The organism is Paenibacillus sp. FSL R5-0766 (assembly GCF_037971845.1).
Lineage (GTDB): Bacteria > Bacillota > Bacilli > Paenibacillales > Paenibacillaceae > Paenibacillus.
Genome location: NZ_CP150227.1, coordinates 3,954,381 through 3,969,799 on the forward strand (window position 1 = coordinate 3,954,381; position 15,419 = coordinate 3,969,799).

At 46.6% G+C, this 15,419-nt stretch carries 13 protein-coding genes; 2 read left to right on the plus strand and 11 right to left on the minus strand.

Going from position 1 to position 15,419, the window contains the following annotated elements; translation table 11 throughout:
* Positions 1–104: 104 nt before the first annotated feature.
* The 6 genes from MKY66_RS16920 to MKY66_RS16945 all read right to left on the minus strand — a co-directional run bounded on the left by MKY66_RS16920 (position 105) and on the right by MKY66_RS16945 (position 7,108).
* Positions 105–1,406, minus strand: coding sequence for a pyrimidine-nucleoside phosphorylase (locus tag MKY66_RS16920; protein ID WP_076215414.1), 1,302 nt, complete (start codon positions 1,404–1,406; stop codon positions 105–107).
* Positions 1,407–1,872: 466 nt separating this feature from the next.
* The gene (gene deoD / locus MKY66_RS16925) at positions 1,873–2,580 is read right to left on the minus strand and encodes a purine-nucleoside phosphorylase (protein WP_017688193.1); all 708 of its coding nucleotides are present in this window, start codon (positions 2,578–2,580) and stop codon (positions 1,873–1,875) included.
* A 97-nt stretch (positions 2,581–2,677) separates the two neighbouring features.
* Positions 2,678–3,856 (minus strand): phosphopentomutase, encoded by a 1,179-nt coding sequence (deoB, locus tag MKY66_RS16930; RefSeq protein WP_076215417.1) that lies wholly within the window; start codon positions 3,854–3,856, stop codon positions 2,678–2,680.
* Positions 3,857–3,886: 30 nt separating this feature from the next.
* Positions 3,887–5,074: a NupC/NupG family nucleoside CNT transporter gene (locus MKY66_RS16935; RefSeq protein WP_076215419.1), complete on the minus strand. Its 1,188-nt coding sequence runs from the start codon at positions 5,072–5,074 to the stop codon at positions 3,887–3,889.
* A 231-nt stretch (positions 5,075–5,305) separates the two neighbouring features.
* Positions 5,306–5,956 carry a deoxyribose-phosphate aldolase gene (gene deoC, locus MKY66_RS16940; protein WP_076215422.1) on the minus strand — a complete coding sequence of 217 codons (651 nt, stop codon included), beginning with the start codon at positions 5,954–5,956 and terminating at the stop codon, positions 5,306–5,308.
* Positions 5,957–6,169: 213 nt separating this feature from the next.
* On the minus strand, positions 6,170–7,108 hold the full coding sequence (locus MKY66_RS16945; RefSeq protein ID WP_062836066.1) for a sugar-binding transcriptional regulator: 939 nt from the start codon (positions 7,106–7,108) through the stop codon (positions 6,170–6,172).
* 236 nt (positions 7,109–7,344) lie between these two features.
* Here MKY66_RS16945 and MKY66_RS16950 point away from each other — a divergent pair, with 236 nt between their 5' ends.
* Entirely contained in the window at positions 7,345–7,971 is a 627-nt protein-coding gene (locus tag MKY66_RS16950) for an FMN-dependent NADH-azoreductase (RefSeq protein ID WP_076215424.1), read from the plus strand.
* A gap of 283 nt (positions 7,972–8,254) precedes the next feature.
* Here the strand turns inward: MKY66_RS16950 and MKY66_RS16955 are convergent, their stop codons facing one another.
* The 4 genes from MKY66_RS16955 to MKY66_RS16970 all read right to left on the minus strand — a co-directional run bounded on the left by MKY66_RS16955 (position 8,255) and on the right by MKY66_RS16970 (position 12,876).
* A complete protein-coding gene (locus tag MKY66_RS16955) occupies positions 8,255–8,605 on the minus strand; it encodes a hypothetical protein (RefSeq protein WP_036613800.1) in 351 nt (116 codons plus the stop codon).
* Positions 8,606–8,737: 132 nt separating this feature from the next.
* Positions 8,738–9,400, minus strand: a complete 663-nt coding sequence (locus MKY66_RS16960; RefSeq protein ID WP_076217219.1) for a class II aldolase/adducin family protein — start codon at positions 9,398–9,400, stop codon at positions 8,738–8,740.
* A gap of 70 nt (positions 9,401–9,470) precedes the next feature.
* Positions 9,471–10,961 carry a rhamnulokinase family protein gene (locus MKY66_RS16965; RefSeq protein ID WP_076217220.1) on the minus strand — a complete coding sequence of 497 codons (1,491 nt, stop codon included), beginning with the start codon at positions 10,959–10,961 and terminating at the stop codon, positions 9,471–9,473.
* Positions 10,962–11,085: 124 nt separating this feature from the next.
* Positions 11,086–12,876 (minus strand): L-fucose isomerase, encoded by a 1,791-nt coding sequence (locus MKY66_RS16970; RefSeq protein WP_076217221.1) that lies wholly within the window; start codon positions 12,874–12,876, stop codon positions 11,086–11,088.
* Between the two features lie 410 nt (positions 12,877–13,286).
* Between MKY66_RS16970 and MKY66_RS16975 the strand changes: the two genes are divergently transcribed.
* Positions 13,287–14,303, plus strand: a complete 1,017-nt coding sequence (locus MKY66_RS16975; RefSeq protein WP_076217222.1) for a LacI family DNA-binding transcriptional regulator — start codon at positions 13,287–13,289, stop codon at positions 14,301–14,303.
* 220 nt (positions 14,304–14,523) lie between these two features.
* On the opposite strand, the gene MKY66_RS16980 is transcribed toward MKY66_RS16975, so the two are convergent.
* Positions 14,524–15,417 (minus strand): NAD-dependent epimerase/dehydratase family protein, encoded by an 894-nt coding sequence (locus tag MKY66_RS16980; protein ID WP_076217223.1) that lies wholly within the window; start codon positions 15,415–15,417, stop codon positions 14,524–14,526.
* Between the last annotated feature and the right edge of the window lie 2 nt (positions 15,418–15,419).

Genomic DNA, 15,419 nt, shown 5'->3' on the forward strand with positions numbered 1-15,419 from the left:
ACTTGCACCTCAACGACAAAAAGCCCCGAAGCGATGGATTACATCGCTTTGGGGCTTTCATGTTCAGTCAGACATGAGATTACATCTCGTCTTCTCTGATTGTATTATTCCGTTACGATATCATGAACCAATACAGGAGCATCGGCATGATCCGCAATCGTAATGTTTTCTTTGATCTTCGCGATGACATCTGCTACGTCTTCACGATTGGCATGAATCGTTACAAGGGACTCACCAGCTTTGACTGGGTCACCAACTTTTTTGTTCAGCATCAGACCAACCGCGAGATCGATCTCAGACTCTTTTGTTGCACGGCCTGCGCCGAGCAGCATTGCTGCAGTTCCGATTTCGTCAGCGACGATTCCGGCAACATAGCCGTCTTTGTCTGCTGGGACTTCAACCAGATATTGTGCTTGTGGCAAACGATCTGGATGATCCACAACCGAAGCGTCTCCGCCTTGGTTTGCCAAGAAATCTTTGAATTTCTCCAGTGCTTTACCGTTCTGGATCACTTCTTTCAATTTCTCCTCAGCGTGCTCCAAGGAATCTGCCTTGCCAGCAAGGAATACCATCTGACGTCCAAGTGCCAGACACAGTTCTTCCAGATCTTTTGGACCTTTACCTTGCAGTGTGAGGATGGCTTCTTTCACTTCAAGTGCGTTACCAATCGCCAGACCCAGTGGTTGGGACATATCGGAGATAACAGCCATCGTTTTACGGCCAACATTGTTACCGATGCTTACCATGGCATGTGCCAATTCTTTAGCATCTTCCGTTGTTTTCATGAATGCACCAGCACCCGTTTTAACATCCAATACGATTGCATCTGCACCTGCTGCAATTTTCTTACTCATGATGGAGCTGGCGATCAGTGGAATGGAGTTAACGGTAGCTGTTACATCACGCAGTGCATAGAGCTTTTTGTCTGCAGGCGTAAGGTTACCACTTTGTCCAATAACTGCAACCTTATGTTCGTTTACGAGACGAATGAACTCTTCTTTTTCAAGCTCTACGTGGAAACCAGCAACGGATTCCAACTTGTCTGTTGTACCACCCGTGTGACCAAGTCCACGTCCGGACATTTTGGCAACAGGAACATCAAGCGCAGCAACAAGCGGAGCCAGTACCAGTGTTGTTGTATCGCCCACTCCTCCTGTGGAGTGCTTGTCTACTTTGATGCCTTCGATAGCGGACAGGTCGATTGTTTCACCGGAATTTACCATCGACATTGTCAGATCAGCGCGTTCCTTGTCTGACATATCTTTGAAGAATACTGCCATCGCCCATGCGCTGACTTGATAGTCCGGGATCTCTCCTTGTGTGTATCCTTGAACAACAAAATCAATCTCAGCTGTTGTCAGTTCTTTTCCGTCGCGTTTCTTGGCAATAATGTCTACCATTCTCATGATGATCTCTCCTTGTGTGTGTATTGATTGTATTGAACACTTTGTTGTGAGTCCGTTCCGGCTCCGGATCGTTCTTTTGATCGCTGTTGTCTCCAAGTTTTTTTTATTCCATTTGCAATGGAGAAAACTCGGAGACAAAGGCGAACGCTAACGCTTCTTCAGAATCGATTCCGGTTCCTTCACTCCGTGCTTAAAACAAAAGTTTCGATCCAAATCAAATGATTATGAATATAATATGCAACAACATCTTGTTGTCATCCTACAAAACACTTTGTGCAGCAACCGTTACGGCTCCGGATCGTTCCTCCGATCGCTGTTGTCTCCAATTTTTTTTGATCCATTTTGCAATGGGAAAACTCGGAGACAAAGGCGAACGCTAACGCTTCTTCAGAATCGATTCCGGTTCCTTCACTCCATGCTTAAAACAAAAGTTTCGATCCACATCAATTGATTATGAATATAACAATTACAGTGTGATTGCTGTGTCCAGGGCAACTACCATCATGTCATTGAACGTTTTTTGACGCTCTTCGGCAGATGTTTCTTCGCCTGTCAGCAAGTGGTCACTTACCGTCAGGATGGTCAGTGCGTTAACACCAAACTTGGCAGCGATGGTGTACAGTGCTGTTGTTTCCATCTCTACGCCGAGTACGCCGTGTTTCATCAACTTCTCGGTGACGGAACGGTCATCGCGGTAGAAAGAATCGGAGCTGAATACGTTACCGACGTGGATCTTCATACCTTTAGCTGTTGCACGGTCATATGCTTCTTTCAGCAGGGAGAAGGTAGCGATTGGTGAGAAGTCATATCCACCGAATACGTGTTTGTTCATGCTGGAATCTGTACATGCTGCTTGTGCAAGGATGACGTCACGTACACGTACATGCTCCTGCATACCGCCACAAGTACCCACACGAATCAGGTTTTTCACGCCATATTCGCTGATCAATTCGTTAGCATAGATTGCAAAGGACGGAATTCCCATCCCTGAACCTTGCACCGAAATCCGGTGTCCTTGATATGTACCTGTGTAACCGAGCATTCCACGAACTTCGTTGTAACATACAACATCTTCGAGGTACGTATCTGCAATATATTTCGCGCGCAAAGGGTCTCCTGGCAAAAGGATCGTTTCTGCGATATCTCCGGGTTTTGCTCCAATATGTGTACTCATGAATGAATCTCCTCCAGTTATACAATTAGTCTATTATGATGGCAGGACCGGAGCAGCTTAAGCTACTCCGACCTCCCCTATCCAGTTTTTGAAAAACTTATTTCAAATCCTTCAGGAAGCTGGTACCATATTCCGGCATTTTCACTCCAAAGTTCTCAGCTACGGTTGCGCCAAGGTCAGCAAATGTGCTGCGCAAATCAAGCTTTTTGCCCTCGCTGAAGCGCGGTGAGTAGGCAAGAAGTGGTACATATTCACGTGTATGGTCTGTACCGCGGTATGTTGGATCGTTACCATGGTCAGCAGTGATCAGCAGCAGGTCATCATTAGTCATTTTGGCAAAAATCTCTGGCAGCCGTGCATCATAGTCTTCAAGTGCCTGAGCATAACCTTGTGGATCACGACGGTGACCGTACAGGGCATCAAAATCAACCAGGTTCAAGAAGCTGAGTCCAGTGAACTCTTCATCCATCGTTTCAGACAACTTGTCCATGCCATCCATGTTAGAGACGGTACGAACAGCCTTGGTTACACCTTCGCCATCATAGATATCTGCGATTTTACCCAAAGCAATCACATCAAATCCGCTATCTTGCAGTTCATTCATAACAGTACGACCAAAAGGCTTAAGCGCATAGTCATGACGATTCGCAGTACGTTTCCAGTTACCCGCTTCTCCTACAAATGGACGTGCAATAATGCGGCCCAGCATGTACGGATCTTCAAGTGTAATCTCACGGCAGAACTCACAGATCTCATACAGTTCTTTCAGTGGAACAACGTCCTCATGTGCTGCAATTTGCAGAACCGAATCCGCTGATGTGTACACGATGAGCGCGCCAGTTTCAACATGCTCTGCACCCAGCTCATCCAGAATTTCCGTGCCACTGGCCGGTTTGTTACCGATCACCTTGCGGCCCGTTTTCTCTTCAATGCGCTGAATCAACTCATCGGGAAAACCATTCTCGAACACACGGAAAGGTGTATCAATGTAAAGACCCATCAGCTCCCAGTGACCTGTCATTGTGTCTTTGCCTCTGGATGCTTCCTGCATCTTGGTGTAGTACGCTTTAGGTGCATCCGCTACAGGGACACCCTCGATTTCTTTGATGTTGGACAGTCCAAGACTGGCCATGTGAGGCATTTTCAGACCTCCGCGTTCACGTGCAATGTGACCGAAGGTATCTACATCAAAATCATCAAATTCTGCTGCATCCGGCGCTTCGCCGATTCCTACAGAATCCATAACGACCAGATGTACTCTTTTGAATGTTGACATAACTTAAGCACTCCTTCCAAATAATCCAGCTTACAAGAACAGTCCAGTAATGATCGCTGACAGCACGCTGACAAGCGAAGCACCGTAAAGCAGTTTCAGACCGAAGCGGGCGACCACATTACCTTGCTTCTCATGGAGTCCCTTCACCGCACCAGCAATGATACCGATGGAGGAGAAGTTGGCGAACGACACGAGGAAGACAGATACGATACCCGTTGTTCTGGCAGACATTGCAGTCTCCTTCAAATTAAGCATAGCTACGAATTCGTTGGATACCATTTTGGTTGCCATAATACTTCCTGCCTGAATCGCTTCTTTCCATGGAACACCCATGATGAAGGCAAATGGTGCAAACACATAACCAAGTAGCTCCTGGAACGAAATGCCAAGCACTGCGCTGAAAATTCCGTTAACAAGTGCGATCAAAGCAACAAAACCGATTAACATCGCAGCTACGATGATAGCAACTTTGAATCCATCCAGAATGTACTCGCCAAGCATTTCGAAGAACGATTGTTTCTCTTCATCCTGCACTTCCAATATATCTTCTTCTTCCGTCACCCGATAAGGGTTAACGATCGAAGCAATGATAAATCCGCCAAACAGGTTCAGTACAAGAGCTGTAACCACATATTTCGGCTCGATCATGGTCATATAAGCACCAACAATCGACATCGATACCGTGGACATCGCCGAAGCACACAAGGTGTACAGCCGATGTTTTGGCAACAACCCAATTTGTTTTTTCACAGAAATGAACACTTCAGATTGCCCCAATACAGCCGAAGCAACCGCGTTATATGATTCCAGTCTGCCCATTCCGTTGATTTTGCTTAATACCAGACCAATATATTTTATAACAAAAGGTAAGATTCGGATATACTGCAGTATCCCAATGAGTGCAGAGATGACAACGATTGGCATCAATACGCTGAGGAAAAATGGTGTCCCCCCGCTTTCGGCACCTACGGTAGTCAAACCCCCAAATACAAATGCGATACCTTCATTCGCATAGTCGAGTAAACTTTTAAATACGGTCGCGAAACCGCCAATTAAAAAAGTACCCACTCCTGTATTCAACAGAGCATAAGCTAGTATAACTTGCAAAACAATCATGATAGCCAGTGGCCGGTAACGAATCTGCTTTTTGCCGTTGCTTGCGATATAAGCCAGTCCAAAAACAACGAGTAAGCCGATAATGGCAATTAGAAATTTCATTTGATTTCTCCTTTGAAGGTAGTTAAGCCGGATGTGAAAATTCAGCTCAAAGGGCTCTTAAGCATTCTTATCAGTAATCTTTCAGAAAACTTATGAAGCGCTTACAATTAGTTCCGTTATTTAAAATATAAGTGTAAGTTGTATTCCCTGTACCTGAGTCGAACGCCCAAGTACAGAGAATATAACATTACTTTTATTTATTAAGCTTTTTTCTTGATAAGATGCTTTTGCTTAATAAGAAGATGTAGACTGACCACCCTGCATAATCTTCACGCCAGAGCTTGCACCGATCCGAGTCGCACCCGCTTCGATCATTTTTTGCATATCTTCCAGGCTACGTACGCCACCGGAAGCTTTAACGCCAACATCAGGACCTACAGTACGACGCATCAAAGCGATATCTTCTGGCGTTGCTCCACCTGTGGAGAAACCTGTAGAAGTTTTAACAAAATCAGCTCCAGCTCGCACAGCTGCCTGACAAGCACGTACTTTCTCTTCATCCGTCAACAGACAAGTTTCAATAATAACTTTCACCAAAGCTTTACCCGCAGCCGCTTCAACAACAGCACGAATATCTTGTTCAACGAAATCATCTTTGCCATCTTTCAAAGCACTGATATTGATGACCATATCGACTTCAGTTGCACCTTTAGCAATCGCATCTTTCGTTTCGAAAGCTTTTGTCTCCGATGTAGATGCTCCCAGAGGGAAACCAATAACGGTGCAGATATCTACGCCAGAACCCTGCAACTGCTCAGCTGCATAAGCAACCCAGCCTGGGTTAACACATACGGAAGCAAACTGATATTGCTTTGCTTCTTCGGTTAACTTGGCCATTTCACTTTGCGTTGCGTCCGCACGAAGCAACGTATGGTCGATCATTTTAGCTAATTGTGGTGTAGTCAATTGAATCTCTCCCTTATCTGAACTAGTTATTTTCTATACCCTTACACTAACATGAACATATGTAAAAATCAACTTGAACTTTTGTTCATAGTTACACTTATATTTCTTCTTCGTTATATTTTCTTCCTAAAAAAGCAAAACATCCGCCCTTTTTGCGTGGCAGATGTTGTCATCCATATCCATTTGAAATTAAAATCGAAGTAATGCCTGCGCTGTGTACTGATCCGTAACCAGAATATTTGCGTAATGACCTTTGAGCGCGGCGTGAATGGCTTCAATTTTGCGTTGTCCCCCGGCAACAAGGATTGATTTTTCCTTATTTCTCAACTCGGCTAGATCAATTCCAACGGTTCTGCTGTTAATCTCTTCACTGATCAACTGACCTTCCGCGTCGAAAAAGCGTGAACAAATGTCACCTGCACCGGAGTTCATCAGCAATTGTTGCTCTTCTTCATTGAAGTAACCGAGCCTGAACAATAATGCATCTTCTTTCACAGTACCCACAGTAAACAAAGCAATGTTGGCCTGTCTGCCAAGTTCCACGATTCTGCCGATATGCCGATCCGCTTCCACCATGTTTTTCACTTCAATGTTGTCGAAAATAACAGGTAGCGGCAGATACCTTGGTACTGTATGGAATGCTTCAGCGAACAAATGAACAATCTCAGCGGCATACGTATTGACATGGGAGTGGCTTACGCCCCCCTTTAATTGCACGACTTCGACACCTTTCACCTGCTTGGGACGAAGTTGGCGTGCTACAGCATGCATGGTTGTTCCCCAAGTCACCCCGATAATATCTGCATCCTGAACCGTCTCTTGAAGGTAGTCTGCTGCTCTTTTGCTGATATGCTTCTGTATTTCCTCATCACTCTTCAACGGGGCAAAACACACAAGTGCCGTATCCAGATCATACTTCGACTTAAGTTCTCCGGCAATGATGTCGATATCCTCCAGCGGGTCCATAATTTCAATCCGGACGTATCCACGATCTTTGGCGTACTGAAGTAATCTTGACACCGTTGGACGCGACACGCCCAACCTTGCGGCAATATCCTGCTGGCTATAATCGGACTGATAATACAATTTCGCTGCTTCAATGCTTAATCGTTGCTTCTCCAGGTCCATTCCCATGTGCGCTCATCTCACTCATCCTATTGTCTTTGGAAAATAAATACTCGTCCTGTATATTATACATGGATTGAGTATCTGGTCACCATATAGTATCCAATTCAGTATCATGATCGATCCATTCATATCCCTTTCTGACGTATAAAACGGGGGCAACGATGCATACTACTGCGGTCGCTTCATCGTTGCCAAGATTGCTTCACCCCATTAATCGCACAGAGAGGAAGAACTACATGTCTACCTTATTGTATATTACTGCCCATCCTCATGATCATGAAACCTCCTTCAGCATGGCTACAGGCAAAGCATTTATTGATGCATATCGTGAAAGTCACCCGTCTGATGAGGTTGTTCACCTCGATCTGTATCGTTCGGATATCCCCCATATCGATGCGGATGTCTTCAGTGGTTGGGGCAAACTGCAATCGGGTAGTGATCTGACTGCCGAAGAGCAGACGAAAGTAAGTCGTTTGAATGAACTGTCGGATCAATTTGCCTCAGCAGATAAATATGTTTTTGTAACCCCGATGTGGAACTTCTCGTTCCCTCCTATTCTAAAGGCTTATGTGGACTCGATCTGCGTAGCTGGCAAAACATTTCGTTATACCGAACAAGGTCCTGTTGGACTGTTGTCTGACAAAAAAGCGTTGCATATTCAAGCGCGCGGCGGCATTTATTCCGAAGGTCCAGCTGCTCAGATGGAATCCGGTCATCGATACTTAAGCATTATCATGTCATTCCTCGGTGTGCCGAAGCTTGATGGCATTTTTGTTGAGGGGCACAATCAATATAAAGATCGTGCGGAAGAGATCAAGCAACAAGCTATAGAGCAAGCACGCACTTTCGCAAAACAATTTTAAGAAAGGTAGTTCAAAAAGTCCGCTTTTGATTACGAAGGATGCCTAATGGCATCATCAGCATCGAATATGGAATTCAGCCGAAATGTCCGTTGCTCACGTAGTTTTCCCTACGCTCCGCTACTCCATTTCTAGCTTCATCCCATCTTCTCGGTACTGAAAACCGACCTTTTTGAACACTCACTTAAAGTATAGAATAACAATTAAAGCAAAAACAAAACCCGCGTGCGTCCTAGGGATAATCCCAGGAAACACGCGGGTTTTCAATGTATAATCAACCTAGAGCTTATTGATGTCCAGCGCTTGCACGGCTCATGGTTTCAAGTTTACGTGTGATCGCATGACGGTCTACTTTCAATCCCCAGATCATTTCAATAATTTGCTCTTTCTCCTCAGGACTGTCGGCATGCTTCAATTGCATTAACAGATCATGCATTTGTTCATTAATGCCTTCAAATTGAATCCATAAATCCTGTCTTACCTCTTTGGAATCCAGATGATGATTCGCATCGACTTCTTCCTTCAATGCTTGCAGAATAGCATCTTTCCATTCGTCATCACCCAGCTGTTTCGCAATGTTCAGGAGATCCAGATAATCGTCAACAAGAAGTGAGTTCAATTCAGCATGTGTTTTCATCGTTTATTGCATCCCCTTTTCGTTCTATTTACCAAGTATTATACTCGGTATTTCAGGTTATGCAATAGTTGACGAGAAAAATAGTGGATTGTCCGGTTTCATGTCATGTTTTGACGAATGATTAATCTCAGTTTAAGACTTGAGTTGTTGCAACAACTGTACACGATAGGCTTCACTTTCAAGGGATTGAATTTCCTTATATTCTTCAGCAGTTAACACTTTGGGTTCCCCGGCTGCTTTGGCGATCATATATACCTTCGCGCTTTCTTCCACCACCTGAGTGCGGTAATAGGCTTCGCGGAGGTTTTTACCCGTTGTGACCAATCCGTGATTGACGAGAATGAGTGCCGTATGTTCTTCTACCTTTGCTGAGACTGCTTCGGCAAGTTGTTTCGTCGTTGGCAAAACATATGGAACAAATCCGATATCACCTACCAAAGCGGACTGATCAGGAAACAAGTGTGGCAATTCATCGAAAACGAGACTAAGTGCGATCGTATATGCCGGGTGCGTATGCACAATGGCTTGGATATCAGGATTCACACGATAACTATACAGATGCATTAATACTTCGGAAGACGGACGTGTTGATCCCGCGCTAGTCGCCCCTGTCTCGATATCAATAGCGATCCACTCGTCCGGTTCCAGGTCTTCAAGTGCATAACCGCTCGGAGACAACAACATCGTTCCCCCAGAGCGAGCGCTCAGATTCCCACCGGGTCCTACCACCAGTCCTTGAGCAACTGCTCTCCGAGCATACTTCGTTAACTCTTCCCTTACTTGTTGTTCAGACATGTTGCTCACCACTCCTCATACTTTTCTTTTTAGCATTTTGCGTCAATGCTCATTGCATTGAATCTATTTATTACCTTTTGATTTGATTTAGACTTTGGTAGTTTTCATAAGCTTCCTGCCACAGCTCAGTATCCTCAGGCTCATAGATCTCGGGGGAAAAGGAAGCAGCCATGACCTCCCGTACCTCGGCCAAGCTACTCACTTCTCCATGCGCAAGGAATTGCAGCATGCAATTCCCTGCTGAAGTCGCCTCTGCCGGGCCTGCCACCACCGGGACACCGGCTGCATTGGCTGTAAACTGGCATAATAGTCGATTGTGTACACCACCACCAACCATATGAATGACACGAGGTCTTGTACCTGTAACCAACTGCAGTTCATCCAGCGTCTGTCTGAATTCCAGTGCAAGACTTTCCAGAATGCAGCGTACAATCGCTCCAGTCGTTTCAGGCACAGTCTGTCCGGTGAGACTGCATTGTTGCCGTATTCGTTCAGCCATATTCCCTGGGGCCAAATATACGCCATCTCCCGGCGATACATAACTTTGATGCGGCGCTGCCAAGGTAGCCAATTGAATCAGTTCTTCATGTGTAAGAGGTTGATTCTCCCGCTCCCATTGCCGTTTGCATTCCTGTAGCAGCCATAAGCCTGAACGATTTTTCAGGGTGCGTACTTTTCCACTTACCGTCCCTTCATTGGTAAATCCCAATGCACGACTTCGGTCATCCAATACAGGTGTATCACGCTCCACCCCCATAAGAGACCAGGTACCACAGCTGATAAAAGCAAAATCCGAATCCATCGCAGGAATCGCTGCCAAGGCAGATGCCGTATCATGTGATCCCACAGAGACTACCTGCATCGGTCCAGTCTGTAACTCGGCGCACAACTCATTCGTTAAATTGCCCAGCACGGTGCCCGGTTGAACGAGTTTTGGAAATAATGTTTCCGGTATACCGAGACGCCCGATCAGATGTTCATTCCAACGTGCCTCGCCTGCATGCAACAGCCCACTGGTACTTGCAATCGTATACTCACAAGCCTGCTGACCAGATAGATAATAGTGAAATAAATCCGGCATAAATAACATGCGCACATCCGGACGCAAAACTTCGGCCTGCTCTCGTACACTGCCTAGCAGTTGAAAAACTGTATTGATCTGCTGCGGTAAAACGCCGGACATGGCATACAGTTCTTCTTCTTTCACCATGTGCAGAACTTCTTCCATCCACTGTGCATTGCGTGCTTCCCGATAGTGTCGTGGGTTCGAGTACAACCTTCCCGCACCATCCACCAGTCCATAGTCCACTCCCCACGTATCCACAGCTATAGAACGGACCGATGGAGAGATGCCTTGCGTCCCTTTCACAATGCCTTGTTTTAATTCATGAAAAAGTCGCAAGAAATCCCAATACAGTCCGTCGCCCAGCTGCACGGGTTCATTGTTGAATCGATGCACTTCTTGTAACGAGAGTCTGTTTCCATCAAATGAACCCCGGACTACGCGTCCACTCCCAGCGCCGTAATCGGCAGCAAGCACATGTGTTGCTTGATTGCCCATTCTTTCAAGCCTCCTTAACTCTACGCGATAAGCCGTATTCGAGTTCTGAGCACAGCTTTCAAGAGAAAGCCATGTTACCTCATTTCACAAGGTACATGGCGTTTGACAGGAATGGAACTTTATTTTAACGATACAACGGGCCAAATACACTGCAAGCACGGTAGTCTGCACTCTCCGGCTCACTTGTGCCGAACAATCCCCATGCACGCGGACGGAAAATTTCCGTTTCAGGTACATTATGCATATTTACCGGAATGCGAAGCATGGAAGCGAGGGTGATCAGATCAGCACCGATATGTCCGTATGAGATGGACCCATGGTTCGCTCCCCATTGATTCATGACTTCGTATACGGAAGTAAACGCTCCCGATCCGGTTAGAACAGGTGCAAACCAGGTGGATGGCCAGGTTGGGTCTGTCCGCTGATCCAGCGTATCATGCACATCTTCAGGCAGATCGACTGTGTAACCCTGAGCGATTTGCAGCACGGGTCCCAGTCCTTTGACCAGATTCAGACGTGTCATCGTTACAGGCATGCCGCCTTTGGTCAGAAAATCCGCTGAATAGCCGCCCCCGCGGAAATACTCTACGGATGCCGGTCTCCACGATGTTGCTTTCAGGCAGTCCTGAACTTCCTCATCTGTAATTTCCCAGAATGGCTTGAGTACAGGCTTACCATCTCTGGACTGTTGTCCAGTGCCATCCAAGGCTGCCGAACCAGAGTTGATTAGATGCAGAATGCCATCCTTTGCGTTTCCTTCCAACTGGTGCCCCGTCACACGCTGTACCGAATCCGGACTCCAATACGTGCGCACATCAGCAAAGATCTGTGCCGTATGCGTGAGTAACGAACCGAATAACATCGATACCCCGTTCAGGCTGTCATTCTCCGTTGCAACCAGATAAGGCGCACGTTTGCCATTCCAGTCAAAGGAAGAGTTTAATATCGACTCCAGAAAATCTCCGTTCGGAGAATGATCCGTCCACTGCCGTTGTCCCTGGAAGCCGGATACAATCGCGTGGTGACCCATCGACTCCTCTGTAAAACCAAGCTCTGCCAATCTTGGGTTGCCCGCCATCAAGTCACGCACGATTTGGGTCATTTTCACAACGGTTTCCCATTCGTACTCTTTGCGTTTACGATCCGTTTGCAGATGGGCAGCGTTGTTGTCCGGACCTTCGCTACAATTCTCCTTCACCCAAGCCAGCGCGAGCTTATACTCCTCAGGATCGTAGATTTCTTCTTCAATACGACGAGTGAGTTCGCTCATATCCACATATTCGTTGCGCATGCCCAGATACTCCTGGAAAAATGAATCGTTCACAATCGAGCCTGCAATCCCCATGGATACCGATCCAATGGACAGATACGCTTGCCCTTTCAAGGTCGTGGCTGCCAAACCCGCACGGCTGAACCGGAGCAATTTCTCACGCACGTCTTCGGGAATTGTTGTATCCCCTCCGTCTTGAACATCCTCTCCATAGATTCCAAAGGCAGGAATCCCCTTCTGTGCATGAGCAGAAAGTACCGCTGCCAGATAGACTGCACCCGGACGTTCAGTCCCGTTAAAACCCCAGATGGCTGTTGGAGTGGATGGCGACATATCCATCGTTTCCGTACCATAACACCAGCATGGTGTCACGGTGATCGTTACACCAACGTTCGAACGGCTGAACAATTCTGATGCTGCGGCCGCCTCGGCCACCCCGCCAATACAGGTCTCAGCCACAACACACTCCACTGCGGACCCGTCAGGATAACGTAGTTCTGCTGCAAGCAACTCGGCAACAGATGTCGCCATCCGCATCGTTTGTTCTTCCAGTGACTCCCGAACGCCTTTGCGTCTTCCATCAATCGTGGGACGAATACCAATCTTGGGGAAAGCCTGTTTATAACGATAATCCTGATGTGTCATACTGGAATGTCCTCCTTCAATTCGTTTCATAGAATTTGGGTTGAATTGAGAAACCTTCTGTCTGATCCATGTGCGTTGATTGAAATGAGATAATGGGAGATATAACCGATACCCGAGTTGCACGAAAGAACTACATACACAGATTACCAAGAGCCTTACTTGATATTGAATGCGTTTACATATTTAAGAAAATAACAATAAACCACTTCATTAATTAGCTTTGTATGTAGTTCCTCTATTCAAGAAAATGGAACGTGCATGAGCGAATTCAACGAAATGGTTTATGTAGTAAAGACGTTCAGAACCTTTTAGGGTTATCGGTAACCCTAACATAGCATGAGCCTATGTTGCTGTCAATTGGCATTATCCTATAGAATGGTAAGACTATGTTGCGGAAAGGTTAGATTCTAATGATTACCATTTACGATATTGCCAAAAAAGCCAACGTCTCCGCCATGACGGTCTCCAAGGTCATTAATCATACAGGCCGCATAAGCTCCGCGACACGCGAACGTGTGCAACAGGTAATCGACGAACTGGGTTACATCCCGAACTCCAATGCACGCAGCCTTGTGCTTCAACGAACCCAGATGCTCTCCCTGCTTATTACGGATATTACCAACCCTTTTTATACAACACTGGCGCGTGGTGCTGAAGATGCAGCCCATCTTCGTGGGTACCGTCTTTTATTCGGCAATAGTGACGAGGATTATAATAAGGAAAAAGATTACGTGGATGCGATTCTATCTACTCGCGTGGATGGTGTACTCTATGCCCCAGCGGGAGATCGTTCTCTTCCTCATCTAAAACAACTGCAGGAACGTCACATTCCGTTTGTCTTTCTGGACCGCATCGTACCTGGCATTACGTCAGATATCATTGCAGGAGATAGCCGGGAAGGCGCGATTGAACTGATCCGATATCTGGTGCAACTGGGGCACCGGCGCATTGCACTGGTCAATGGTTCGTCGGAGGTTTCTACCGCCAGACTGCGGGAGGAAGGTTATATAGCGGGTTTACGTGAGGCCGGAGCTGATATCGATCCCGAGCTTGTGCTTCGAACCGGGTACCGGGATTTCAGCGATGAAGAGGGACTGGATGGACTACTCTCTCAACCGAATCAACCAACAGCCATTTTTGCCGCCAACAACATGCTGGCGATTGGGGTCATTCGGCTTTTGCGCAAACGAGGACTGCGTGTACCAGAAGACATTTCTGTTGTGTGCTTCGACGATCTGGATCTGGCTTCTGCTTTTGATCCTTTCCTAACTGTAGCTGCACAGCCAGCATATGACTTTGGGTTTCAGGGCGTACAGATGCTGATTGACCGGATTGAAGGCAAGGCACCTTCCGAAGCCCAAACCGTCATTCTACCGTCAGAACTGCGCATACGGGCTTCAGCCACTACCCCACGTGAGCAAAAATAGAGTTAAGCACCAGAGTTGACTAAATATTATCGTTTAAATGATTAGTCCCACTTATCTAGATTAGGTCCCTTTCCAACTCGAAAAATGTAAAACATGAACAGGGTGCACCGGAGATTACGCTCTGGCTGCACCCTGTTTTACATTCATTCGTTGAAAAGATTTAGTTCGTCCGAACCGATTTGCCCATCAGGTTTATTTCAGTTCCATCCATGCCGATATTCTACCGCTCCGACTGTAATGCAAGAGCGACCTCACGAACGAGTCCCGGGAACCAGTCCATCAGAGGTTCAAACGTATAACCTGCTTGTTCTGCCTTGGTCGTCTCCATCGTCCATGATTGCTCAATTCCGAAGGGTGACATGTCCTCTTTCACCGTTTCCGTGAGGATCTGGGACTGCATGCCCGTGACCGTCTCGATCAGATGAATCATGGCTGACAGCGTAATCGCACCCTTGGAAGCTGCATTCACCGGACCGGTAATGGACGAATGTCCAAGCCAGGCGAGAAATCTTGCCGCTTCTGTGGAATTGATGAATCCAATCTCTGCATCCGGATTTGGCATGCCGATCGGTTTTCCTTTTTGCACATGTTCAATATGAAAATGAAGTCTTCTCGTATAATCATCAATCCCGAGTACAATGGGAATGCGCATCGCCACAACCGGGAAATCCGCTTCCTGGAAAAATACAGCCTCCGCAAGTCGTTTGCCTTCTCCATACGAAAAATCCTCCGCACTCCCATAGTGTAATGGATATGTATACGGGTCAAAATCCGTTTCCTTAAATCCAGGTCTGGGATCACCGTACACAGACAATGTAGATGTCAAAACGTACCTTTTGGTGCGCCCTGCAAAAGCTTCACATGCCGCTTTCGCTGCATCCGGTGAATAACAGATATTATCGTACACAACATCCCACATGTCTGTCTGCGCAACCTCTGCCAGAGATTCCGGGTCTTCACGATCCATCTTGATTCGGTTTACTTCGGGTCCGAAGTCGACATCCGTTTTACCACGAGTTGCGACTGTGATCTGAGACTTCCCTTCCCACAGCAAGTGATCCACCAGACGTTTACCAAAAAAACGTGTACCCCCAAGTATAAGTACTTTATTCATCC

Bases quoted from the DNA above. Each gene is read 5' to 3' on its own strand.
- MKY66_RS16920 (WP_076215414.1), bottom strand. From the start codon at position 1,406: ATGAGAATGGTAGACATTATTGCCAAGAAACGCGACGGAAAAGAACTG.
- deoD (WP_017688193.1), bottom strand. From the start codon at position 2,580: ATGAGTACACATATTGGAGCAAAACCCGGAGATATCGCAGAAACGATC.
- deoB (WP_076215417.1), bottom strand. From the start codon at position 3,856: ATGTCAACATTCAAAAGAGTACATCTGGTCGTTATGGATTCTGTAGGA.
- MKY66_RS16935 (WP_076215419.1), bottom strand. From the start codon at position 5,074: ATGAAATTTCTAATTGCCATTATCGGCTTACTCGTTGTTTTTGGACTG.
- deoC (WP_076215422.1), bottom strand. From the start codon at position 5,956: ATGATCGACCATACGTTGCTTCGTGCGGACGCAACGCAAAGTGAAATG.
- MKY66_RS16945 (WP_062836066.1), bottom strand. From the start codon at position 7,108: ATGGACCTGGAGAAGCAACGATTAAGCATTGAAGCAGCGAAATTGTAT.
- MKY66_RS16950 (WP_076215424.1), top strand. From the start codon at position 7,345: ATGTCTACCTTATTGTATATTACTGCCCATCCTCATGATCATGAAACC.
- MKY66_RS16955 (WP_036613800.1), bottom strand. From the start codon at position 8,605: ATGAAAACACATGCTGAATTGAACTCACTTCTTGTTGACGATTATCTG.
- MKY66_RS16960 (WP_076217219.1), bottom strand. From the start codon at position 9,400: ATGTCTGAACAACAAGTAAGGGAAGAGTTAACGAAGTATGCTCGGAGA.
- MKY66_RS16965 (WP_076217220.1), bottom strand. From the start codon at position 10,961: ATGGGCAATCAAGCAACACATGTGCTTGCTGCCGATTACGGCGCTGGG.
- MKY66_RS16970 (WP_076217221.1), bottom strand. From the start codon at position 12,876: ATGACACATCAGGATTATCGTTATAAACAGGCTTTCCCCAAGATTGGT.
- MKY66_RS16975 (WP_076217222.1), top strand. From the start codon at position 13,287: ATGATTACCATTTACGATATTGCCAAAAAAGCCAACGTCTCCGCCATG.
- MKY66_RS16980 (WP_076217223.1), bottom strand. From the start codon at position 15,417: ATGAATAAAGTACTTATACTTGGGGGTACACGTTTTTTTGGTAAACGT.